21 protein-coding genes are annotated in these 21,959 nt (G+C 58.3%); 9 read left to right on the forward strand and 12 right to left on the reverse strand.

Annotation, left to right across the window (positions count from 1 at the left end; translation table 11 throughout):
• Window positions 1-33 precede the first annotated feature (33 nt).
• The 4 genes from A4R35_RS09190 to A4R35_RS09205 form a co-directional block, all read right to left on the reverse strand.
• Window positions 34-807, reverse strand: a complete 774-nt coding sequence (locus tag A4R35_RS09190; RefSeq protein ID WP_112428646.1) for a 3-hydroxyacyl-CoA dehydrogenase — start codon at window positions 805-807, stop codon at window positions 34-36.
• A 250-nt stretch (window positions 808-1,057) separates the two neighbouring features.
• Window positions 1,058-2,680, reverse strand: coding sequence for an FAD-binding oxidoreductase (locus A4R35_RS09195; protein ID WP_112428648.1), 1,623 nt, complete (start codon window positions 2,678-2,680; stop codon window positions 1,058-1,060).
• 108 nt (window positions 2,681-2,788) lie between these two features.
• The gene (locus tag A4R35_RS09200) at window positions 2,789-3,898 is read right to left on the reverse strand and encodes a DUF1648 domain-containing protein (RefSeq protein ID WP_112428650.1); all 1,110 of its coding nucleotides are present in this window, start codon (window positions 3,896-3,898) and stop codon (window positions 2,789-2,791) included.
• Window positions 3,899-3,940: 42 nt separating this feature from the next.
• Window positions 3,941-4,321, reverse strand: a complete 381-nt coding sequence (locus tag A4R35_RS09205) for a GntR family transcriptional regulator (RefSeq protein WP_112428652.1) — start codon at window positions 4,319-4,321, stop codon at window positions 3,941-3,943.
• A 106-nt stretch (window positions 4,322-4,427) separates the two neighbouring features.
• On the opposite strand from A4R35_RS09205, the gene A4R35_RS09210 reads away from it, so the two are divergent.
• The gene (locus A4R35_RS09210; RefSeq protein ID WP_189361576.1) at window positions 4,428-5,366 is read left to right on the forward strand and encodes a CPBP family intramembrane glutamic endopeptidase; all 939 of its coding nucleotides are present in this window, start codon (window positions 4,428-4,430) and stop codon (window positions 5,364-5,366) included.
• Between the two features lie 82 nt (window positions 5,367-5,448).
• Here A4R35_RS09210 and A4R35_RS09215 read toward each other — a convergent pair whose 3' ends face one another.
• A complete protein-coding gene (locus A4R35_RS09215; RefSeq protein WP_112428656.1) occupies window positions 5,449-6,318 on the reverse strand; it encodes a CHRD domain-containing protein in 870 nt (289 codons plus the stop codon).
• Window positions 6,319-6,566: 248 nt separating this feature from the next.
• Between A4R35_RS09215 and A4R35_RS09220 the strand changes: the two genes are divergently transcribed.
• Both A4R35_RS09220 and A4R35_RS09225 read left to right on the forward strand, forming a co-directional pair.
• A complete protein-coding gene (locus tag A4R35_RS09220) occupies window positions 6,567-7,067 on the forward strand; it encodes a MarR family winged helix-turn-helix transcriptional regulator (RefSeq protein WP_112428658.1) in 501 nt (166 codons plus the stop codon).
• 2 nt (window positions 7,068-7,069) lie between these two features.
• On the forward strand, window positions 7,070-9,064 hold the full coding sequence (locus A4R35_RS09225; protein ID WP_112428660.1) for a chloride channel protein: 1,995 nt from the start codon (window positions 7,070-7,072) through the stop codon (window positions 9,062-9,064).
• Window positions 9,065-9,130: 66 nt separating this feature from the next.
• On the opposite strand, the gene A4R35_RS09230 is transcribed toward A4R35_RS09225, so the two are convergent.
• Window positions 9,131-9,898 (reverse strand): SDR family oxidoreductase, encoded by a 768-nt coding sequence (locus A4R35_RS09230; RefSeq protein ID WP_223258265.1) that lies wholly within the window; start codon window positions 9,896-9,898, stop codon window positions 9,131-9,133.
• A gap of 337 nt (window positions 9,899-10,235) precedes the next feature.
• Between A4R35_RS09230 and A4R35_RS09235 the strand changes: the two genes are divergently transcribed.
• Window positions 10,236-10,694 (forward strand): hypothetical protein, encoded by a 459-nt coding sequence (locus A4R35_RS09235; protein ID WP_112428664.1) that lies wholly within the window; start codon window positions 10,236-10,238, stop codon window positions 10,692-10,694.
• A 40-nt stretch (window positions 10,695-10,734) separates the two neighbouring features.
• Here the strand turns inward: A4R35_RS09235 and A4R35_RS09240 are convergent, their stop codons facing one another.
• The 4 genes from A4R35_RS09240 to A4R35_RS09255 form a co-directional block, all read right to left on the reverse strand.
• On the reverse strand, window positions 10,735-12,363 hold the full coding sequence (locus A4R35_RS09240; protein WP_112428667.1) for a sensor histidine kinase: 1,629 nt from the start codon (window positions 12,361-12,363) through the stop codon (window positions 10,735-10,737).
• A gap of 152 nt (window positions 12,364-12,515) precedes the next feature.
• Complete coding sequence (locus tag A4R35_RS09245; protein ID WP_112428669.1) at window positions 12,516-13,190, reverse strand: response regulator transcription factor; 675 nt, start codon at window positions 13,188-13,190, stop codon at window positions 12,516-12,518.
• A 416-nt stretch (window positions 13,191-13,606) separates the two neighbouring features.
• Window positions 13,607-13,936, reverse strand: coding sequence for a hypothetical protein (locus A4R35_RS24210; protein ID WP_189361577.1), 330 nt, complete (start codon window positions 13,934-13,936; stop codon window positions 13,607-13,609).
• A 217-nt stretch (window positions 13,937-14,153) separates the two neighbouring features.
• Entirely contained in the window at window positions 14,154-14,954 is an 801-nt protein-coding gene (locus tag A4R35_RS09255; RefSeq protein ID WP_146747154.1) for a CRISPR-associated protein Csx3, read from the reverse strand.
• A gap of 454 nt (window positions 14,955-15,408) precedes the next feature.
• Here A4R35_RS09255 and A4R35_RS09260 point away from each other — a divergent pair, with 454 nt between their 5' ends.
• From A4R35_RS09260 to A4R35_RS09285, 5 genes are all read left to right on the forward strand, one after another.
• A complete protein-coding gene (locus A4R35_RS09260) occupies window positions 15,409-16,296 on the forward strand; it encodes a CRISPR-associated ring nuclease (protein ID WP_112428673.1) in 888 nt (295 codons plus the stop codon).
• Window positions 16,297-16,504: 208 nt separating this feature from the next.
• On the forward strand, window positions 16,505-17,404 hold the full coding sequence (locus tag A4R35_RS09265) for an NERD domain-containing protein (RefSeq protein WP_112428675.1): 900 nt from the start codon (window positions 16,505-16,507) through the stop codon (window positions 17,402-17,404).
• A gap of 96 nt (window positions 17,405-17,500) precedes the next feature.
• Window positions 17,501-17,893, forward strand: coding sequence for a CRISPR-associated protein Csx15 (csx15, locus tag A4R35_RS09270; RefSeq protein ID WP_112428677.1), 393 nt, complete (start codon window positions 17,501-17,503; stop codon window positions 17,891-17,893).
• A 292-nt stretch (window positions 17,894-18,185) separates the two neighbouring features.
• A complete protein-coding gene (locus A4R35_RS23880; protein ID WP_146747155.1) occupies window positions 18,186-19,202 on the forward strand; it encodes a hypothetical protein in 1,017 nt (338 codons plus the stop codon).
• A 149-nt stretch (window positions 19,203-19,351) separates the two neighbouring features.
• Window positions 19,352-19,909 (forward strand): NYN domain-containing protein, encoded by a 558-nt coding sequence (locus A4R35_RS09285; RefSeq protein WP_112428683.1) that lies wholly within the window; start codon window positions 19,352-19,354, stop codon window positions 19,907-19,909.
• Between the two features lie 143 nt (window positions 19,910-20,052).
• Here A4R35_RS09285 and A4R35_RS09290 read toward each other — a convergent pair whose 3' ends face one another.
• Entirely contained in the window at window positions 20,053-20,847 is a 795-nt protein-coding gene (locus A4R35_RS09290; RefSeq protein WP_112428685.1) for a polyprenol monophosphomannose synthase, read from the reverse strand.
• 10 nt (window positions 20,848-20,857) lie between these two features.
• On the reverse strand, window positions 20,858-21,955 hold the full coding sequence (locus A4R35_RS09295) for a lysylphosphatidylglycerol synthase transmembrane domain-containing protein (RefSeq protein WP_112428687.1): 1,098 nt from the start codon (window positions 21,953-21,955) through the stop codon (window positions 20,858-20,860).
• Window positions 21,956-21,959 lie beyond the last annotated feature (4 nt).

A 21,959-nucleotide genomic window follows, 5' to 3' on the forward strand; every position in this document is an offset into this window, starting at 1 on the left:
CACACAGCGGCCCCTTCTTCTCAGCTTCTTGCCTTAACGAATCAAATAGGGAAGGCGAATCGCGCCATCGAGGCGGATGACTTCGCCGTTCAGCATCGGATTCTCGACAATGTGGCGCGCCAGCAGAGCATATTCCTCTGGTTTGCCCAGACGCGGAGGGAACGGAGCCTGTTGCAGAAGGGAGACGCGGGCCGGTTCTGGCAGAGCCGCCATCAGCGGCGTGTCAAAGATACCAGGAGCAATAGTGACAACGCGAATACCATTGCGCGCCAGGTCGCGGGCCACAGGGAGCGTCATACCGACAATCCCTCCCTTGGAGGCCGAATAGGCCGCCTGGCCAATCTGCCCATCGAACGCAGCCACCGACGCTGTATTGATGATGACTCCACGCTCGCCTTCAGTGTTCGGCTCGTTATTGCTCATGAGCTGCGCCGCCAGCCGCAGGGCGTTGAACGTGCCGATCAGATTGACCTGGATGACCCGGGTGAAGGCTTCAAGACTATGGGGCCCGTGCCTGCCAAGCGTGCGCTCGGCCAGGCCAATGCCGGCACAGTTGACAAGGACATGCAGGCCGCCAAAAGCCTCTTGAGCCTCTTTAAGAGCAGCTTGAACCGAAGCTTCGTCGACAACGTTGGTTTGCACAAAGCGCGCCGCAGCACCGATCTCCTGGGCAAGCTTCTGGCCACCTTCACTGTTAATATCGGCGATGAGCACACGCGCACCGCTCTGGCTAAAGAGCCGCACACAGGCCGCCCCCAGGCCGGAGGCGCCTCCCGTCACCATGACGCTTTTGCCACTGAGTTCCACGTTGATACTCCCTCGTCATTGCTTTCATACGCTGACTGAGGACACCAGGTCAGGCCAGTGCTCCCTCATCTCACCAGCTCCCTCCTGCTCATTCCATGCACTCAATGCATTTTTCATACTCAAATGCTCTTGTACCTTGGAAGGTTCTGCTAGCTGCCAGCAGAGAGGTGAGCCGAGACGGAAGATCCTCACCAGGGGCCGGCTCCGCTTCTTCGCTGGCCTGACGTCCGTTGCCCCTTTATAACTACTACTATATCACGCCAGAGCCAGCAGGCGGGTCTAGCAGCACGCCGGGATTGAGCAACCAGCGCGGATCGAGCGCTTGCTTGGTTGCGCGCAGGGCCTCAGCAAAAAGCATGGGCCGCTCACGATCGTACCAGGGGCGATGATCTCGTCCGACAGCATGATGGTGGGTAATCGTCCCCCCATGCTTGGTCACCGCATTCAGGGCCGCGCGCTTGATCTCCCAGAACTGCTGTACCAGAGCCTCCTTCTTCCCAAGGGCGCAGAAGGTGAAATAGGCCGCCGCCCCGTCGGGATAGACATGCGTTAGGCGACAGCTGACCCAACCGGCCTTGCCGGTCACCTCGCGAATGGCCTGCGCGGTAGCAAGGCGTACCTGTTCATACAGGCGAGGAAAGCGCTCCCAGGTCACAGCGGTCTCAAAGGTATCCGTGATGATGCCGCGCGCCGTCATGGCCTCCCGATACCAGGGCATGCGCAAAAAACGCTGGCGCCAGCGGCCAGCAGCACCCTGGCGGTGGCTCTCTCCCTGTCCGCTCTCGCTCGCCTGTGACTCCGTGACACCCCCATAGTCGGCGCACAGCTCAAGCGCACGCTGCAACCAGGGATCAAGCGCATGGTCCGCCGACTCAAAGGTCAGCACCAGGAACGCCTGCCCCCCATCGCCCAGACCGCTGCCCAGGCTCTCCCAGGGGTCAAGCAGGCGACAGTTCGCAGGATAGAGGCCGGCCTGAGCAATGGCGCGCACGGCCTCGCTGGCCTTTTCAAACTCCTCAAAGCGCACGCTGGCCGAGGCACGGAAGCGCGGACGCCGCACAATGCGCACCCAGGCGCGCGTGATCAGGCCAAGAATACCCTCAGAACCAAGCCAGAGCCGCAGCGGGTCGGGGCCGGCCCCCGAGGCAGGGAAGCGCGGTGAGACGATCAGCCCCCGCGGTGTGACCAGCTCGACACTCTCGACCAGATCGTCGATGTGGGTCGCCAGGGTCGCGAAGTGGCCACCAGCGCGCGTAGCGATCCAGCCCCCAAGAGTCGAAAACTCGAAGGACTGAGGGAAGAAGCGCAGCGTCCAGCCGCCGGGCCGCAGTTGCTCCTCCAGCACCGGGCCGGCAGCTCCGGCCTCGATCAGTGCCACCTGTGATGCTTCATCTATCTCCAGCACACGCTGCATGCGTGTCAGATCAATGGTCAGTACCCGCTCCGCCACCGGCGGTGGTTCGACACCGCCCACGACGCTCGTGCCCCCCCCAAAGGGGATCGTGACAATATCCTGAGCATAGCACCAGTCGAGCAGGGCTGCGATCTCCTGAACGTTGCGCGGATAGGCCACCACATCGGGCGGATGAGAAAAGTCGCGCGCAAAGGCGCGGGCCGAGTCGGGGAAAGAAGCACCATAGGCATGACGCAGTCGTTCATAGGGTTCCGTTGTACAAATGGCCGCGAGCTGAGAGGGGATGCTCAGGCGCGGAGGAGGCAGATCAATCTCTTCCACCGTTGGCGGCGGGGTGACCTCGAACTGATCTACACCGAAGAAGGCCGCCCATGTCCCTTCTAGCCAGTTCAGTTCCTCCTCACTGAGGATGTCTCCCTCATAGCCCCAGCCCCAGAATTTGCGCCGTCTCGCGCTCATGCTTCTGCTCCTGACGCAGGAAAGACTGGAAAACGGGCAGGTTGGCAAGCCCAGCCCTTCTCTCCTGATTGTAGCACATGACCTATCCCAGCCCTCTCTCACCTCCCGTCAGCGCTGCCCAGCTAGCAGGCCAAGCAGCAGAGCCGCAACCACCACGAGCAGGATGACAAGCATCAATGCTATGCCAAGTGGATGACCCAGATTGAGAGTCCAGCCCATTCCTAAGCGCCTTTCTACAAACAGCGCAGGATCATCGCGGTTGATGTAGACCAGGCCTCCTTTCCAGTAGCGATCGTCGTCGCGCGCCACATAGTTTGTGCGCAGCGCGTAGGCCTGGGAGGGCCTGGCCCGGATCAGATAGAAGACCATCAGCCCCCCCAGCCCAAGAAGCAGAATCAGCAGCAGGACTACCATGAGCATGACATTGAGATTCGTCGGCGGAACGATCTGCGTGAGCAGTAAGAGGATGAGCAAAAAGCAGAGATTCACGATCCCCAGTACGGAGGCCAGCAGATTGCGCAGCGCCTGCTGCCTGCGCTGGCGATCGCGACGCGCCTGCTCTGGGTCCGCAGGGTCGAGCTGCCGGCTTCCCAAAGGCAGCGCGAGCGCTAAACCAAGGAGCAGAATATTGAGCGCCAGGGCAAGCAAGGAGAACAAGAGTAGCTCCTGTTTTCCGCCCCAGCGATTCACTTGACCGTCGGGGCCAAAATGAAGAGGGATGCGCTCCGGCAGGACCGGATAACGTACGACCGTCACGACCCAGAGCGCTACCAGCAGCAGGAGATCCAGCCCAAGCCAGAAGGGCGAGGGCCAGCCGCGCTGCTCGGAGACTCCAACCTCTACTGCGACCGCCTGGCGCAGGCCGGCATACCAGCCTTCCTGCTCTTTGATACGCCGGAGCCTCAGATTGAGCAGCGCGTAGCTGATCGCTGCGATGACAACTGTCCCTAACAGGACACCGAGCATGGCCCAGATCTGCCCCCAGAGGGGCAAGAAGAAGGCCACCAGCAGGAGAACCAGCAACCCGGCCAGTCCAGTCAGCAACAGCACCAGGTGATAGCGTCGTCGGGACTGCGCAATCACCGCTTCGTGCACATGCGTCGGCGGGACGCGCACACCAAAGGGCAAGGTTGGCAAGGCCAGATCTGGCCAAAGCCAGCAGATCATGACTATCCAGATGAGCATGAGAACATTGATACAGGTGTAAAGAGCATTCATGGCTTCTATGCTTTTTCCTCTTTCTCCTTCCTGCTGAGCCAGCTACCGATCGGGCTGTTCACGCTCAGTCAGTGTAGCCAGCACGCGCTGGCAGCGCATCAGAATCTCTTCAGCGGGCAGCCCCTGAGCAAGCGCCTCCGCCAGCAGCGTGCGCAGGCGCGCCTCCCAATCCTCGGCCAGGCGACCACGCGGCTGGACCACCGCCCCCGTCTTGCGCCTCACCTGCAGAAAGCCCTCGCGCTCCAGCAGCTCGTAGGCTTTGTTGACAGTGTGCAGATTAATGCCAAAATCGGCAGCTAATTGCCGGATCGACGGCAGCCCCGTCCCCGGCAGCAGCTCGCCGCGGGCAATTCCTTCAACGATCTGATCGCGAATCTGCTGGTAGATCGGCTTCTCACTTTCGGGTTCGATGAAGATCAACATCGCCAGCTCGCCTTGACTTTTTGTTATAGCTATTATATAACAAATGGCACAAAGAGGCAATCCCCCAGATCGACCGGGGGATGAGGAAAGGAGAACGAGCGCCATCATGGAGAAAAGCCAGCGAACAGGAATCGTCGTTTACCTGCTGATCACTTTTGTAGGAGCCTGGCTTTGCTGGAGCATGGGCATGCTCGCGAGGATACCGGTGAACAGCCCATTCTTTCAAGTGATTCTCTTGCCTGGCGGCTTGATGCCAGCCATTGCGGCCCTGATCGTGCGCCTGTGGGTGACGCGCGAAGGGCTGAGCGACGCCGGCTTGCGGCTCTCGCTGCGCGGAGGAAAGTGGCGCTACTACCTGATCGCTCTTCTGCTACCGCTCATGAACACGACCCTGATTGTCAGCGCTAGCTCGCTTCTGGGCATAGCCAGGCCAGATTTCACCCTACAGCACTTCTTCCAGCTCTATGCTCCCGCGGCTCACGTTGGGCCTTTGCCCCTGGCACTTTGGCCTGTGTTGCTGCTTCAATTACTGATCTCAGCCGTGGTAGCCACGCCAGTACTCTGGGGCGAAGAGTTTGGCTGGCGTAGCTATCTGCAACTGCGTCTCTTCGCGGGGCACCCGCAGCTAGCAGCGATCGCCACGGGAGTGATCTGGGGGTGCTGGCATCTGCCCCTGATCTTCATGGGCTACGAGGGCTACCCTGATCCCTGGTGGGGGGCGATACTATTCATCCTGTTCACAATCGAACTGTCGATTATTTTCGGCTGGCTACGCCTTAGCAGCGGCAGCATCTGGGCCAGCAGCCTGGCCCACGCCGCCACCAACACTATCGGAGGGAATCTCAGCGTGATGCTCTTCACTGGCAACGCGCAGTTCTTCGTGGTGGCCGACAACGGGGTACTTTCCATCCTCCTGCTGGGCTGCCTGGCCTTCTGGCTCATGCTGAGCGGTCGTCTCAAGGCAGGCCTGCAGACGAAGGCAGCCACTGCTGGAGCCAGGGCATGTCTGGTAGCTGGGAAACAACAAGAGAGAGCCAGCCAGTGACACAGCCAGTGGCCGTTGTCTGACCCTGGCTGGCTCTGTCCGCGGCTTGCCCTCTCCACCCATAGAGCAGTAAGCAGTGCGCTTAGATAGCGGGAACCACATCCCCACAGGCAACGATATCGCTATTGGCCTCCACCGAGGCGCCGCTGGCTTGATAGAGGACCAAATACCAACCGCTGGAAGGAATGGCTTTGATCCCTTTCACCGTCAGACTGGCATCGGCCTCACCACGCGCATTGGCCTTCAGGGGTTGGAGATTGTAAAGCAGCTGCCCCATGCCGCTGCAGCTGCCAGCATGCAGCTGGAAATCGTGGGTTGAGTCAGGAGCCAACCCGCTGACGGAGACGTGAATAGTGAGGGTGCGCTCCTCCAGGCGAAGTTGGGCCTGCCCCTTGATAGCCTGGTTGGGGGCAATATCTTCGCCCAGGGCCACATTGACCTGCTGCCGACTCTTAGGCGAGGAACCCGCTGGATTGCTGATGTCGCCGCAAGAGATCGATTGAATCTGAGCTGCAGTCACGGCAGTCGGCCCATTGTGGACGTTGATATACCAGCCAGTCGCAGGAATGCCCTCGCTCTCACCTTTGAAGACGGCGGTAATGCTGGCCTGACCATGCTCGTCGGCACGTAGCATCGGCAGGGGATAGACAACTGGCCCCGGATGCTGACAGCTCCCTTTGTGAATGTGCGCCGGATGACTGGTGCCTGGCACTAATCCCTGCATGCTGACTTTGACAGTCAGGCTATGGTCCTGCGGTGTCCAGATCAGCTGCGCTGTCCCCGTCGGCATGTGCTTAAAGACGACACTGGCAAAGGTGGCCGTCACCGCTGTTCTGTTCGGCGCCGCTCCGCTGGAAGGGGTGGCGGCTCCACAGGCCACCAGCACGAACAGCAGCGCCAGTCCCCCCAAGGCACCAGCCCAGGCGGTAGCTCTCGATTTGAGAGCATTCATGTTGCTTCCTCCTTTCGTAACAAAAAATGTCTTCAACTGTATAACGGTATTATTGTTCTTTAATCATAATTAGATTATAATAGTCTACACAATACGAAAGATATCAAAAAGATAAATACAAATGAAATAGATCTCTCTATTTATGAGTACACGAACAAGACAGGCGCTGTCGCCTTGACAAGAGCGCACCCCGCGCCGTACAATTCTATCGTAATACGATATAGTTGCATCCCAGAATGAGAGCGCTCATGTCATCCGAGCAGGACCCGCCCATCGACTACCGCGCCCTGGCTGAGTTCCGTTATCAGATCCGACGCTTCCTGCGCTTCAGCGAGCAGGTTGCACGCGAAGCCGGCCTGGAGCCGCAGCACTACCAGCTCCTGCTAGCCCTCAAAGGGCTACCCGAAGGGCGCAAAGCCACCATCACCGAGCTAGCCGAGCGACTACAGATTCAGCATCATAGCGCCGTTGAGCTGATCAACCGTCTGGTCGAGCGCGATCTTGTGAGCAAGCAGCGCGACGTGCTCGATCAGCGCCAGGTCATTCTCTCGCTCACACCACGCGGCGAGGAGGTGCTGCAGACCCTGGCCGCCTATCATCGGGCCGAGCTACAAATCGTTGGGCCGGCATTGGTCGCTGCACTGAAGGCTATTCTCACGGACAGCGCCCTGGCCACCACGCTGCAGGAGAGTGAGCCTCATCACAAGAACATGGATCAAGAGGATCAAGTGGTTCAAGAGGATAAATAGCAATGATTGAACATGATCTTGCAGGAGATCCGACAGGGCAGACCGCCGCCGGCGTGGGCCACCAACGGTCAGAGCGGCGGGCGGGTTCCTGGCAGACCCTGCTCCAGGCATTAAGGGGCGAGAACCAGGAAGAGAGCAGCAGGCCCCTGGGCGACTTTACCACCACGCCGCGCGTCATCTTCATTGCGCTGCTGGCCATCGCCATTGGCGCCCTGGGGGCGGTCGTCGCTCTCATCTTGCTACGTCTCATCGGCTTATTTACTAATCTCTTCTTCTATCAGCGTTTCGATACCTCCCTGATCTCTCCGGCGGGCAATCGCCTTGGCCCTTTCGAGGTACTGGTTCCAGTCATTGGGGCCCTGATCATTGGCCTCATGGCACGCTATGGGTCTGAGCGCATACGCGGTCACGGTATTCCCGAAGCCATTGAGGCGATACTCATTAACGGGAGCCGCGTGCAGCCGCGTGTCGCCTTTCTCAAGCCACTCTCCTCGGCCATCTCGATCGGCTCCGGTGGCCCTTTTGGCGCCGAGGGACCCATTATTATGACCGGAGGAGCGTTTGGCTCGATGATCGCTCAGCTCTTCCATCTGAGCAGCGCTGAGCGCAAGACACTGCTGGTCGCCGGCGCCGCGGCTGGGATGTCAGCAACCTTCGCCTCGCCAGTGGCGGCGGTCCTGCTCGCCGTGGAGCTACTCCTCTTCGAGTGGAAGCCGCGCAGCATGATTCCGGTGGCTCTGGCCAGTGCTACTGCTGCTGTGCTGCGGCGCTACCTGATCGGCACGGGGCCGCTCTTCCCAACGCCACCACACCCCGCCTTCATCGGCCCCCAGGCCATACTCTGTTGCCTTGTCGTTGGGCTGCTAGCTGGGGCGCTCTCAGCCCTGCTGACGGTGGCGGTCTACGCTTCAGAGGACGCCTTTCGCCTGTTGCCCATCCACTGGATGTGGTGGCCGGCCATCGGTGGGCTAGCTATCGGGCTTGGCGGACTGATCTTTCCCCAGGCTCTCGGCGTAGGCTATGACACGATCAGTGCCCTTCTTCAGGGCACTGTTCCTTTGACTATCATTCTGGGTGTTCTGCTGGTCAAATCGGCAATCTGGGCCATCTCACTCGGCTCGGGCACTTCCGGCGGCGTACTGGCTCCCCTTCTGTTGATGGGAGGCGCTCTCGGAGGACTGCTAACGCCCCTGCTGCCTGCCGAGGGGCCAGGTTTCTGGCCTCTTGTGAGCATGGGGGCTATTCTCGGTGGAACCATGCGCTCGCCGTTTACCGGCATCGTCTTCATGCTGGAGCTGACCCATGATGTGAATGCTCTGCTCCCGCTGCTGATCGCGGTGACAATAGCCCACGCTTTTACGGTCCTGGTGATGCGACGCTCGATCTTGACGGAGAAGGTCAGCCGCCGTGGTTACCACCTGACGCGCGAGTACTCCATCGATCCATTAGAAATCATCTTTATTCGTGAAGTGATGCGCACGAGCATTGTGGCCCTACCCGCCTCGCTGCCTCAGAAAGAGCTGCTGCAATCGCTGAGACACACCTCCTCCCAGCATGGCCAGCGCCTCTACCCCTTAATTGATGAGCAGGAGCGCCTCGTTGGAGTGCTCACGCGGCGCGATTTGGAGCTGCTTGCTCGCGAGGGACAGGCGGAGCAACAGGATGGGCGCTTACTGGTTCAGGCCATTCGACGTCAGCCGGTAATCTGCCATCCCGATGAACCGCTGCGCCTGGTAGTCTATCGTATGGCCGCAACTGGTCTGACACGTCTGCCGGTGGTCGAGCGGGAGAGTAGGCGACTGGTTGGCCTGGTCTCGATCAGCGACCTGTTGCAGGCCCGGGTGCGCACGCTGATCGAGGAGCAACGGCGCGAGCGTGTTCTGCGCATTCGTCTGCTTTTCCCCTTCGGAACACGACTGCGCGCCTTGCGCCTGCGTGAGGAGCATCTGCCTCCACCCAATCGAGAAAGCAGCGAGGAGGAGCAAACGCCCCGTTGATCAGCGGCAGCCCCGCATCAGCCAGATCCTCTGGCCTATCGACTTGCCAGCAACCAGACGCCGCGGCTACAGCGAGCCTGTATTGCGCATGAGGCCCCCATCAATGACAAAGGTGGCACCAGTGACGTAGGCCGCGGCGTCCGAGGCCAGATAGAGGGCCAGAGCGGCCACCTCCTCTGGCTGGCCCATCCGGTGGAGTGGAATCTCTGCCAGCAGCGCCTGATACTTCTGAGGATCTGCTTTGACATCAGCATCGATCGGGGTATCAATGGCCCCAGGGGCAATATTGTTCACTGTAATCTGATGAGGAGCCAGCTCCAGACAGATCGTGCGCGTCAGCATGCGCAGGCCGCCCTTGGCGCAACAGTACGGCACGTTGAGCGGCATGGGCAGATCCTCATGAACCGAAGAGATATTGATGATGCGTCCCGCACTGCCCTGCCTGATCATCTGACGGGCCGCTGCCTGGGCACAGAAAAAAGCTCCTTTCAGGTCGACGGCCAGCACCCGATCGAACTCCTCTTCGGAGACGTCAACAAAGGGACGATGGATCTCCATGCCAGCATTGTTGACCAGAATATCAAGGCGTCCATAGTGCTCGACTGTCTGCTCGACCAGAGCCAGCGCCTGCTGATATTGCGCGACGTCAGCCTGTACCACCAGAACCTGCCCCCCAGCCTGTTCGATGAGCTGTTTGACTTCCGCGGCTTTCTCTGCAGCGTGGGCATAGCTGATGGCAACGCGCGCGCCTTCACCGGCAAAGCACAGCGCAATGGCGCGTCCGATGCCGCTGTCGCCCCCCGTGATCAGGGCTACTTTCTCATTGAGTTGCATGCTCATCTTCTCCTTTTTTTGAGGCTACTCCAAATTACAACAAATGATCCCGCTCCTCATATCTCATCTACTCGCCGATCGAGAGGTCTGGCCAGACCCTTCATCGAAGAACACGACGGATCTGGGTCCCCGGCTCCGCTCGCAGCGTTCTTCAGGTCAATAAGAGCCAGCCGGGGCTGATCCTGCCTCGGTTCCACCTTCCCTATGGCAGAGTCACTGTGAGGACGCCTGCCGCGTGGAATCCTCGTGAGAGTGGCTGGCAAGTACTGAGCGAGCGAGCGATGGCCTGCGGTCTTGCCCATACACAACCAGAAGAGAGGAGAGGACGCAAGCAGACATGGCAGAGAGCAACGTTGTTGTCGGCGTTTTCGAGGATGTCGACCAGGCGCAGCAAGCCTATGACAGCCTGCGAGCGCAAGGCTTTGGAGATGACTATGTGAGCCTGGCTAATCCCCAGGAGATGCGTAGGCCCCAATTGGACATAAGGTATCTCGTAGAAGCTGGCATTCCCGACGCAGAGGCCCGCTTCTATGCCCAAGAGTTCAGCGAGGGGCATGCGCTGGTGACCGTGCGTGTTGCCGGACTGCCTCCGGCCAGCGCCCGCAAGGCCGTGGCCCTCCTCGAAGGTCATGGCGCCTACGATGCCCATGCAGGCCGCGAGCGGCGAGGACCCTATGCTCCTCATATTCGTACTGAGCAGCCATCGCCCTTCTTCGATCTCACCTATCCCGAGGATCTGGCGCAGCCAGCTAGCGACCAGCCTTCGCCTCATAGCCAGGAGGAGAGGCCAGAGTAGTTCCACAAGGAGTGCTGAGGCCCAGTCGTAGCGCATGATTTCAGCTTCCCAGCGCCGCCGAGCTGCCCTGGCTGCTCGGTGAGGCAATGGGCAGCCAGACGCTGAAGGTACTGCCTTCACCGGGCACGCTCTCGGCCCCGATGCGACCGCCGAACTGTTCGACGAGCGTACGGGCAATAGCCAGGCCGAGGCCGGTGCCCGGGCGTTGGCGGGCCCGATCGGCACGATAGAAGCGCTCAAAGATGTGGGGGAGATCAGCGGGATCAATGCCAATCCCCGTATCGCTGACGCGCAAAATGGCCTCATGGCCGAGGCGCTCCAGCGAGACTACTACGCGCCCGGGTTGCTGCTCATTCTCAGCAGGGGTATATTTAAGCGCGTTATCCAGTAGGATAAGTATCAGACGTCTCAACTGCTCCTCTTCACCTCTCACACGTACCGGCTCAATATGACCTATTTCTAGTTTGAGTGGCGAATCCTCTGCCTGGAGGCGAAGACGCAGCTGACGAATGAGATGCAGAAGGACACGGTCTAGCTCAACAACTGGGGGAAGAGCACGGCGGCCATTGCTGCCAGGAGCGAGCGTCTCCTCGGGGTTCTGATGAGCGAAGCTACTATCGGCCCGGGCCAAGAGGAGGAGATCATCTACCAGGCGCGCAAGGCGCAGCGTTTCGCTGTGGGCGTCGCCGAGCATGGTCCGTCGCTCTTCGGGCGGCAGCTCATCGATATGGCGCTGCAGGAAGGCAAGATTGCCCTGGATAGTGGTCAGAGGGGCACGCAGCTCGTGGGAAGCGTCGGCAATAAAGCGGCGCTGGGCCCGGACCGCGTGCTCCAGATCACTGAGCATTGCGTTGAATGAATCGATGACCAGGCCGATTTCGTCGTGGCGGCGCGGACGCGGGACGCGCAAGCTCAGATCGCCGATACGGGTGCCGCGAGCCGTGGCCTCCTTGATGGCGCGGGCCGTCGCTACGACGCCTTCCAGAGGGCGGAGCACATGACTGACAATGAACCAGCCGCCCGCCAGGGCGCCGATCAGAATGACAGCACTGGCTACCACGAGCAAAGTTTTGAGCAACAGAAGGATATTATCGACGTCATTAAAGGACTTGGCCACCAGCAGGAGACCCACGAGCGGCCCCTGACAGGTGGGAGCTGCTGTCGCACTGACATTAGAAGGCAGCGCGCTCGCTGTCCTGGTCTGGCAGACAGGAAGCACGCCGACGTACAGTCGGTCGCCGTTGACTTCGGTCGTATACCAGGCCTCCTGGCGACGCAGAGCCGCATTCCAGGCTGCGCTATTGCGCGGCAGCATATTGAGCTGGCTGCCGTTCGAGGAATACAGGACCTGACCATTGGGGGTCAGGAGCGCAATCACAATTGGTGTGCGATAGAGATCAATATCATGAAGATCAGGATTGAGAGGCATATAGGGTGGGGTCGGTTGCAGCTGTCGCTCGATATCTAGCAGGGCCGCATGACCGACGACGCGCGTATTTGTGACCACGCTCTGATTGAGAGCACTGCTTGCCAGGAGGAAAATCAGGGAGCCGAAGGCTACCAGTGTGATCGTCAGCAGTAGACCATACCAGAAGACCAGGCGGAGACGCAATGTGTGTGGCATGGCCCGCAAGCGGGCAGCCGCCCGACTGGCACCAATCTCACCCATACACTTCTTCCATTTTCCTTGGAGTTCAAGCAACGCAGCCGTGACTCTGGTCGCAGCGCTATCGGCTGCAAGAGGGTCTAGGTCAACAACAAGTCCTGGCCGGCAAGAGAGGCCTCCGGGGCAAAGTCCGGTCTGACGCTGACTGGAGGGACTTACTCTTTGAGTACATAGCCAATGCCGCGCACTGTATGGATGAGCCGCGGCTCGCCGCCAGCCTCCAATTTTGAGCGCAGGTAGCCAATATAGACTTCCAGCACATTGGAAGAGCCTTCAAAGTCGAGACCCCAGACCCGTTCCATAATCAGGTCGCGGGTCAGAACCTGCCGCGGACGGCGCAGAAAGAGCGCCAGTAGCTCATACTCGGTCGGGGAGAGTTCGATCTCGCGCTGCCCACGGTAGGCGAGACGCGTGCCGGTGTCCAGGGTGAGATCGGCATAGCGCAATATCTCGCTACGCTCGGTCTGGCTACGACGCAGGAGAGCCATGACACGTGCCAGGAGTTCTTCGGGAGCGAAGGGTTTGACCAGATAATCGTCGGCCCCCATTTCAAAGCCCTTCACGCGATCGGGAATAGCGTCGCGCGCGGTGAGCATCAAGACAGGCATCGTATCGCCGGCAGCGCGCAGGCGGCGGACAACCTCCAGCCCGTCGATCCCGGGCAGCATGATGTCGAGGATCATTAGATCGGGTGGATGCTCCAGGCTGCGCATCAGGGCCTCATCACCCGTAGCAGCGATGGCCACACTGTATCCTTCGTAGGCTAAAATTCTGCGCAGGAGATTAGTGATGCGCGGATCATCGTCAACAACCAGGATATGCGCCTTCATAGGCCTCTCTCCGGGCTACTGGTGAGTCGCCTTGGCCAGTGGTCAGTGACGCTGCAGTCACAGTCGAGCCAGGCAAACGCCTTACCAGGATCTACTGAGTCATAGAGAGGGAGAGAGGGGGAACCCAACAAGCTGCAAGCGAGCGCACCCTTCTGCCTCCTTCCTCAGACCCAGTATGCCAGCTTCCAATGAATGAATCCTGAGAATCGTCTGAGATAGACCTGAGAGTGCACAGTAGTTTTTTATTATAGCGTAGTTTGAGAGCGAGCAGCGAGAGTATCCTCCGCCGGAGAGGGGAGGACACGGAGTTGCGAGGCCGGAAAGAGGGGAAAGAGCAAGATCAAGGAGCGTGGCCCGGCGCTGTCCTCAGAGAGGCTGGCTTGCCGGGCCAATCAGCTCCAGCTCGTCGACGGGGATCAGCCCTGTGGAGGGATGCCAGGTCGAGAGAAGGAACCGGGTGCAGCACCTGGTGGCGTGGCGCCGCCATGCCACTGACCGACATAGGCCCGCAGCTGCTCAAGTTCTTCTCGGACAGGCCAGCGACCAAAGGCCAGAATACAGAGGGCGACGATATTCGCCACCGGGATCAGCATCAACAAGGCCCAGGCGCCGCTGTAACCGGCCTTGGAAAAGATCTGCCAGAAGATCAGTACACCAAGGACGATAGCGACTAATCCAATCACGCAGGAAAACAGAAAGCTAGAGGATATAATAGTAACAGCAGTATTAGTTGCATCTGGTGACATTACAGCACTCCTTTCTCATTGTCTCTGCGCAGTAAGGCAAGTGTAACGATAGTTATGACAACCGACCTGGGCCTTCTGGGTACGCTCTAGCGCTGCCGCGCTTGATAAGAGAACGATCATTCAGCTGACCCATTGAGTAAACGCTCCAGAGGTTTTCTTGTCGCATATAAGTCGGACTTGGAATTTCTTACCAGAGGCCTAGCCAGCGGTAGGTCTGTCAATCTGCCAAGTTGGGATAAGCCTCTCCCAAAGGATGCTCAGGAACCCGTGACCAGGCAACAATAGGTTTTTTCCCTTCCCCACTGGCAACATAGACGGGAGCCATCCAGAGCAGATCAAACAGGTGCATATGACGGAGATAGAAGCGTATAATCGCTGTTAGCAGCCAGAACGGGAGAGGACCGTCTATCACCAGCCCTTTGCCGCGGGGAATCGACGGCAGAGGTAGCGGCTGAGGCTGCCAATACTCCAGGCGTTTATTGGGAAGGGAGAAGCATAGTATAACGAAATCATCATATTCCTCCATCTTTACGCTAAGGTCAGGATGTGTGCAATCTTCAGCCAGGTCCACCTCCACCGGACGCACCCATGCCATGGGAAGTTTCGTATCAAAGAGATAGAAATCGGCAGGATAAGCAAAAGCGGCCAGGGCAGCGTAGAGCCAATTTGGAGCTCTGCCATACACAGCTAAGGGCGTCCCCGGAGAGAGCGATCGCAGGAGCTGGCTTAGCAAGTCTGGCTCCCAACGCTTCGCCTCTGGGTGGAGGCGTGACAGCTCTTTGTCTAAGTCAACGATGGGCTTCACAGGAGCATTGTTGCGATATTCACCTTCAATTCTCTGCACATCATCCGTCTTGAAAAGAGAGGAGAGTCGTGCGATCAGCTCGTCAAGCACAGGACCAGGGGACACAGGCCTTTGGCGCTCCAGGCCGCTGATGGTTCCTTGCAGCACCGGCTCGCGGCTACTCAGGCTCGACTCGCCTTTGAGCGTTGAGGAAAGATCAGCAAGCAGCTCCAATTGGCACGTATTGATGAAGTCAAGCCATTGTTGAGCCTCGACAGGCTGATCGGCGCGCCGCAGGAGAATAGCATGGGTGCATTCTTTTAGCAACACTTGATCAGACTCACATGGCCTCCCCCCGATGTCCACAAGGAGAGGAAAACGACGATGATGCAAATCAGCCTGAATGCGATCGCGAAAGCTCTCAGGCCAGGGACCCTCAAGTTTCTGGCGAATCGAGCCGACCCGCTCTGGGTCAGCACTATAGAACCAGTTGCCTTCCCCATCAGGGCAAGCCCTGAGCAGATAATGGGGAATTTTCCGCTCACAGAGCACCTGGCAGAGACAGTACGCCAGCACAGATTTTCCAGAGTGCGGTGTCCCAGCGATAAGCACCGCAGGAAGCGAAACCATTTGTTGCTACCTCCTTTTACAACATGGGAAAACCTCTAACCAGCACAAGGAGTAAGATATGGATAAAAAGCATGTACTGATCGCCACCCTGGGGGGCCAACCTCAGATCGTGACTTTTACGCTCGATCTTCTCTTAGCCAAAGGGTTCCCTATTAGTGAAGTAGTGGTTGTCCACCCTGCCACCAGGGAAGATCTGCGCCTGAGCAAGGCATGCAAACTGCTGGCCAGTGAATTCTCTGGTAATTATTACCGGGCAGCTCAGAAGACCATCTCCTTCTCGTCGCAAGCACTTGAGCTAAACGGACAGCCGATAGAGGATATTCAGACCGATCCCCAGATCGACGCCTCCCTCGACTTTCTCCAGCGCTTGCTCGGTGACTACAAACGCCGCGATTATGTGATCCACCTCTCTGTCAGCGGCGGCAGGCGCCTGATCACATTGCTGGCCATTTCAGTCGCCATTTTCAATTTCGGTCGCCATGATCATATCTGGCATCTCTACACCCCCTGGGAAGTACAAAAGCAGGTTGATGAAGGGCGCCAGATGCACATTCCTCCTGACACAGGTCACCGGCTGATCGAGGTGCCCCTGCCCACGATAGGCCCGTATCTCTACGACCCTTCGCTCTCGTTCCGCGCCATCTACGAGCAGCAGCGTCAGAAGGCCGCTGCTGAGGACGAGCGTCACTGTCGCACGGTTCTTAGGCAGGCCACTCCGGCCCAGCAGCGCGTTCTTCGCGCCTTTGCCAAAGGCCTCCGCCCAAAGCAGGTCGCTGAAGAGCTGCACTTGAGCGAGACGACCGTTCATTCTCATAAGACAGTTCTGCTGAGCCTGTGTCGTCAAGCCTGGGAGCTGCCTGAGCAAGACCCGCTGGATTACCACTTTCTGCGCGAGAAATTCGCCAGGATAGTGGAGCAGGAGCAAGACGATGATACTATCCTATAACGATACGTGTCTTCCAAAGACATTATGAGAAATTCCATCACCTTTGAGGAGGCTTCCCCTGACCTGCTCGAGTATAAAGAGATTAACAGTTCTTTGTCCACCGGACCTTACTTTCCGAGCCAAGAGCAACTCGTCCGTCCCTTTGCCGCCTTCAGTTCGCTCAGCTCAGACGTCTGCCTCTGAAAAAAGGAGAAAGGAGCAGATCCTTATGGTAACGATGATTGCTTTGATGGGCGAACAAACCCTGCCTAATTTCTTACCGCTTCTCCATTACAAACCTGCTTACGTCCTCTGTTTGTACACAAGCACTACTCGCCAGGCTTTTGAGAGACTTCAGAAAACTATCCAAAGGCATGGTGACCTTGGCTGCCATGTCAGTGGCCTCAGTGTAGAGGCATACGATCTAGATAGAATCACAAAATCATTAAAGCAATACTTGGAGCAAAAGCAGCTATCAGGACGGGACTGCCTGTTCAACCTGACGGGCGGGACCAAGATCATGTCACTTGCCGCCTACCAGATCGCCCAGGAATGGCAAGCCCCTATGTTCTACTTCCAAAGCGAACTGAAGCAGGATAGCCTGATAGAGTATGAGTGGCAGGATGGCAGACCTCAGCAGGTCAGGCGAAGTGGTCTTTCTTGCAAGCAGTTCTCTCTCGCAGACGTTCTGGATTTGCACCTCGGACCAGGCAAGTGGCAGGAAACAAAAGGAAAACATGGCGAAGGCTTCCGTTTCGAGCAGACCCTGGCCAATCTCTTGAGAGCCGAGGACTATGAAATCCTTCAGAATATCAGACTTTCCGACGGGCAAATGGAAATTGATATCATCGTGCGCTTTCAGAACCGCTATGGAGCAATCGAAGCAAAATACAAACGCACTACAGGTCTTGATATTGAAGCCATCAAGCAACTCGTCACCAGTACAAAGCAGCTTGGTAGCTATATACAGCGCTTCTACATTCTGACCGTCCCCTTACCAGGGTATCAGCAGGAACTAGTTAAGCTTCTCAATATCCGAACCATCGTACTAGAATCCTATAGGGATGGGGAACTCTCGGAAGAGGATCGCCAGAAATTCCTGAGCGCGATCGCTCAAGTGCTACGCTGAAGCCAAGAGGGAGTGGCTGCCACCCCCTCTGAGACCTGCTCATCTCTTTGGGAAAGACCAACTCAAGCGACGCTTCGCCAAGACAGGAGAAAGACCATGATTATTCTAAACTTTGGCCATCCGCTAACCGAGGACCAGCAGCGCCAGATCGCAGAGCGTATTATCGAGCCGATCGAAGCCATCCGCTCTATTCCCGTCCGCATTGACGAAACCAAGGAGCTTGCTCCCCAGGTGATTGCTATCGCGAATCAAGCCAATCTCACAACAGAAGAGTGGCAGACGCTCCCAATCTTAATTAATCCACCCGGTTACTCACCGGTAGCTACAGCCCTGCTGGCAGAGCTTCACGGACGCATGGGACATTTCCCCTCCCTCATTCGTCTGCGCCCTCGCCATCACGGAGCCACTGAATACGAAGTAGCCGAAATTCTCAACCTCCAGCGGCTGCGGGATCACGCGCGCATGCGCCGTTTCTCTCAGAGCTACTGACAGCTCATTGATAGCTGAGTCTGGGACCTCGGCCCTTTGTCACGGTAGCAGGGCTGGCACGACCCAAGGGGAGGCGAAGATCCCACAATAGGAGAACTACCTAGCAAGCGCCATAATCAGCTGGTGCATCTTCTCTTGCCCGTAGGGTATACTCTTTACAGAGGGTCTAACCTTCTTTCTGCCTGTTTCATCGACCGCTTGCTGCGCCAGCCGAAGCAGGCAGAAGGCGGACCGCTTATCAGCCTTATCTTGGAGACGACTCGATCCCAACGGAGAAGATGGGCAGGCAGCTATGCATGAAGACACCCGAGGACACGACCAGCCTCCCCAGTCACACGGGCCACATGGTAGCGTCCGGCGTATCTATCGTCCACCGGCGACCACACAAACTATAACCGTACCCTGCAGCACCTGCGGAGCTATCTTTGCTCCCTCACACCTGCACCCAGAGCTACACCTGGCCAGCCCTGCCGTGCTGGAGGCAGCCCTGATGAGCATGTCCCATTTCTGCTTCCGCTGCCGCCGCGCCTCCTGCCCCGAATGCTGGGACCATGTGCACCGTCTCTGCGGCGCCTGCGTCGCAGAGCTTGGCCTTCCCTTCCGCCACGAGGTCCCCCCGCTGGAAGGTACCCATTTTCCTCCCGCAGCCCCAGCCCTTTCTACCACTCCTCCCTCGTTCGATCCCTGCACCTGTCAAGCTGACAACAGCGGCCCAACACCCGACCCTCTGCTCACCTGTGTTCAGGCCGGTCGCTTCCGCCCTCCCAGCTCCCCCTCAACCTTCATTGCAGCGATCGAGACGGTCGAAATGCAGGGAGTCCTGCCCCCAACCAGCCCAGGCCCAATCACGCCGGAAGCCCCTCCCTCTCCCTCCGCCGCTGCCCCATCGAGCAGCCCAGCTATCCCCGAGAGCACCACCACGTCTTCCACCCACGATCTCCCTGCGAGGGAGCAAGCGCCCCTGCGCCCACCACTAGCCTCGCCTGCGGCTACCTCCTTACCCTCGCAGCAGGCTACCCCCAGCCACAATCTACCTTCCTCCCCATCGTTCACCTCTCAAGCAACCTCCAAAGCCGCTTACCACCAGGCGAAACGCATTGCCACATCCAAGGAACCCCCCCATCCCACAAGAAGCGCATTTCCTCTCTGGCTCTCTCTACCTCTGCTGGCCCTGCTCACTCTTGCCCTGACAGCGGTCTTCCTGGCCGAACTCTCATCGGCCTTTGATGCCTTGCTGCTCAGAGCCATCCACATTGATATTCGTGGGACTATCAACCTCTTCCTCCAATGGATACAATGGTTTCATTGAACATATACCTGAAGGCACCAGATAAGGAGAGCCGAACCGAACCTTCGCCTGCTATACCGCTCGCGCGGTCAGCACCTTGAGCCAGACCGGGCTGCTTGCGGATAGAGGAGGCTTTCCCTGGTGGAATGTACGAGAGAGGATTGTGAACAATGGGACAATACATTCTCGTCGACGGCTACAACGTGATCCGACGCAATCCACAGTTCCGCGCCGCTCTGGCTCATAGTCTGGAAAGCGCCCGCCAGCTGCTGATCACCCAACTCGCCCACCGCTACCGCCATACCCCCTACCAGGTCACGGTCGTCTTCGATGGATCAGGCAAACACGAGCAACACCTCTACGAGAGGCGTATCCATATTATTTACTCACAACACGGTGAAAACGCCGATCAGGTCATCGCGCGCCTCGCCCGCGAGGCCAGGGCCGCTGGACACGAGGTCCAGCTTTTTAGCGACGATAGCGCAGTACGTCAGGACGTCATCCGTCAAGGCGGTCTGGCCGACTCCACCCAGGGCCTGGCCACCAGTCTCAACGCTCCTCCACGCCGTCTGGCCCAGCGCTTCGCCCACCAGATGCGCATGCGCGCCCTCTATGGACTTGACCCTTCCTTCAAGCTGGAAGACTACGAAGATGAGCCCCCTTTTTCCAGGCACCGTCGACCTCAGCGCCACCAGCAACAAGGCATTCCCAAAAAAAGACGCTACTGAAGCGACCTCACACCCGCCACCAGCAAGGCAAACTGTTCAGCCACTTCAGCAGCGCTCGGCTGGCCCGCTCTCTGTCCTTCCAAGCCTTCGCAGGGCCGCCTGCAGAGAGCCATAGCGAGTTACCTCACAGCAGACCCGCCAGATTAATGGGAGGTCTCAGGCACCCGCTCGGGTCCCTCCTTTCCGACGGTTTCCCCCACCAGAACGGCCTCACGCCGTACCGGTGACGGCAGCTGTGGCTTGCGGCCAAATCGAGTACGTAGGACAAAGAGAAAGCCCTCCAAGACGATGGCCTTCGACATCTTGGACTGGCCCACCCGCCGATCAACAAAGACAATCGGCGTCTCAACAATGCGAAACCCCTGGCGCCAGACCCGATAGACCAGCTCGACCTGGAAGGCATAGCCACGCGAGCGAATCGAGTCGAGATCGATGCTTTCGAGGACCTCACGACGGTAACAGCGGTAGCCAGCTGTACAGTCGCGCACTGGCAGACCCAGCACGGTACGCGCAAAAATATTGCCGCCACCACTAATCAAGCGTCGCAAGAAAGGCCAATTGGGTGTGGCCCCTCCAGTGATATAGCGCGAGCCAATCACCAGATCGGCCTCCTCAATTAAACGCAGAAAGTCAGGCAGATAGCGCGGGTCATGCGAAAAGTCCGCATCCATCTCGAAAGCGGCATCATAGCCATGTTCCAGGGCATATTTGAAGCCTGTGATATAGGCTGTGCCCAGTCCGAGCTTTCCTGGACGATGCAGCACATGCACCCGCGTATCCTCTTTGGCCAGCTCATCAGCCAGCTCTCCTGTACCATCAGGTGAATGGTCGTCCACAATCAGCACATTCGTCGCTGGCGCATAGCGAAAGATCTCCCCAATCAGGGGACGCAGGTTGTCTTTCTCGTTGTAGGTAGGAATGATAATTAAGGTCTTCATCATCGATTGCTCACTCTCCGTTGCTTAGAGGTACCGATGCCCGGGATAGATTGTAGCTTCCATCGGCTTCAGATAACATTGCTTCAGAATCTGCAGCTGTCGATAAATACACCTTTCCTTCCTCATAAGCCTCTGGCACGAAAAGTTTCTTATATTGAGTAAGACGCAAAACAAGCAAGGCGATAACACCGAGCGCCAGGCCAAACCACAGCGTACAGAAGCGAATCAGCAGAGTTGCCGTGCCACCAAGGACAGAGGAGGAGGAAACCAGCAGGCGGATCAGACCAAGCAGGCTACCATCGGCGGTGCCTAGACCACCCGGCAGGCCAGAGGCTGAACCGACCAGGGAGGAGACCGCCAAAATAAAGGTGGCCTTGAGCAAGAGGTCAGGCGAGGCTGGCACTCCCAGGCCGAGAAAGACAAAATAGAGTGCAAGACACTCCCCCGACCAGGAGAGAAAGCCAATAGCAATGGCCAACAACAGAGGCCGCCAGCGGAGCAATGTATAGGCGCTCTCATAGAAAGCACGCAGCGGCTGCGTCAGGCGCGCCAACAGAGGTAGCCGCTCGCCAACCGCGAGTACCCTCAAAGAGAGGGTACGACGCTGGATCAGCAAAATGATTCCTAAGCCCACCACAAGAAGAGTCAGCAGCACTTCCCAGCCAAAGCGATAGAAAATCAGACCCGTGGCAGCCAGGAGGAGCATCGCCAGCCCATCTGAAAGCCGCTCGGCCATAATGATCGGAGCCGTCCGGCTGATTGGTTCTCCCGTCGCACGCTTGAGAAGATAGGACTTCAGGAGCTCTCCCACCTTGCCCGGCGTGATGGCCATCGACAGCCCCGATAGAAAGATCAGAAAGCTAGTCAGGCGCGGCAGGCGAATCTGTAAACGCTGGAGATAATACTGCCACTTGACAAAGCGGAAACAGTAATTAAAGAGCGTCAAAGAGAGAATCAAGGGCAGGAAGGACCAGCGGAAGCTCGCTAGCGCGCTCAACATGCGCGGGAAGTCCGCATAGAGACCTATCGCCACCAGAACGATAAACGCCAGCACCAGAGAAAAGACTATGCCTGTGCGCACAGTCCGAAGCCGGCTCGCAGTCAACATAGGC

The sequence above is a fragment of the Thermogemmatispora tikiterensis genome (assembly GCF_003268475.1).
GTDB classification, from domain to species: Bacteria; Chloroflexota; Ktedonobacteria; order Ktedonobacterales; family Ktedonobacteraceae; genus Thermogemmatispora; species Thermogemmatispora tikiterensis.

Bases quoted from the DNA above. Each gene is read 5' to 3' on its own strand.
- A4R35_RS09265 (WP_112428675.1), top strand. From the start codon at position 16,505: ATGGTAACGATGATTGCTTTGATGGGCGAACAAACCCTGCCTAATTTC.
- A4R35_RS23880 (WP_146747155.1), top strand. From the start codon at position 18,186: ATGCATGAAGACACCCGAGGACACGACCAGCCTCCCCAGTCACACGGG.
- A4R35_RS09210 (WP_189361576.1), top strand. From the start codon at position 4,428: ATGGAGAAAAGCCAGCGAACAGGAATCGTCGTTTACCTGCTGATCACT.
- A4R35_RS09235 (WP_112428664.1), top strand. From the start codon at position 10,236: ATGGCAGAGAGCAACGTTGTTGTCGGCGTTTTCGAGGATGTCGACCAG.
- A4R35_RS09285 (WP_112428683.1), top strand. From the start codon at position 19,352: ATGGGACAATACATTCTCGTCGACGGCTACAACGTGATCCGACGCAAT.
- A4R35_RS09205 (WP_112428652.1), bottom strand. From the start codon at position 4,321: ATGTTGATCTTCATCGAACCCGAAAGTGAGAAGCCGATCTACCAGCAG.
- A4R35_RS09195 (WP_112428648.1), bottom strand. From the start codon at position 2,680: ATGAGCGCGAGACGGCGCAAATTCTGGGGCTGGGGCTATGAGGGAGAC.
- A4R35_RS09245 (WP_112428669.1), bottom strand. From the start codon at position 13,190: ATGAAGGCGCATATCCTGGTTGTTGACGATGATCCGCGCATCACTAAT.
- A4R35_RS24210 (WP_189361577.1), bottom strand. From the start codon at position 13,936: ATGTCACCAGATGCAACTAATACTGCTGTTACTATTATATCCTCTAGC.
- A4R35_RS09260 (WP_112428673.1), top strand. From the start codon at position 15,409: ATGGATAAAAAGCATGTACTGATCGCCACCCTGGGGGGCCAACCTCAG.
- A4R35_RS09295 (WP_112428687.1), bottom strand. From the start codon at position 21,955: ATGTTGACTGCGAGCCGGCTTCGGACTGTGCGCACAGGCATAGTCTTT.
- csx15 (WP_112428677.1), top strand. From the start codon at position 17,501: ATGATTATTCTAAACTTTGGCCATCCGCTAACCGAGGACCAGCAGCGC.
- A4R35_RS09220 (WP_112428658.1), top strand. From the start codon at position 6,567: ATGTCATCCGAGCAGGACCCGCCCATCGACTACCGCGCCCTGGCTGAG.
- A4R35_RS09290 (WP_112428685.1), bottom strand. From the start codon at position 20,847: ATGAAGACCTTAATTATCATTCCTACCTACAACGAGAAAGACAACCTG.
- A4R35_RS09215 (WP_112428656.1), bottom strand. From the start codon at position 6,318: ATGAATGCTCTCAAATCGAGAGCTACCGCCTGGGCTGGTGCCTTGGGG.
- A4R35_RS09230 (WP_223258265.1), bottom strand. From the start codon at position 9,898: ATGCAACTCAATGAGAAAGTAGCCCTGATCACGGGGGGCGACAGCGGC.
- A4R35_RS09225 (WP_112428660.1), top strand. From the start codon at position 7,070: ATGATTGAACATGATCTTGCAGGAGATCCGACAGGGCAGACCGCCGCC.
- A4R35_RS09240 (WP_112428667.1), bottom strand. From the start codon at position 12,363: ATGGGTGAGATTGGTGCCAGTCGGGCGGCTGCCCGCTTGCGGGCCATG.
- A4R35_RS09200 (WP_112428650.1), bottom strand. From the start codon at position 3,898: ATGAATGCTCTTTACACCTGTATCAATGTTCTCATGCTCATCTGGATA.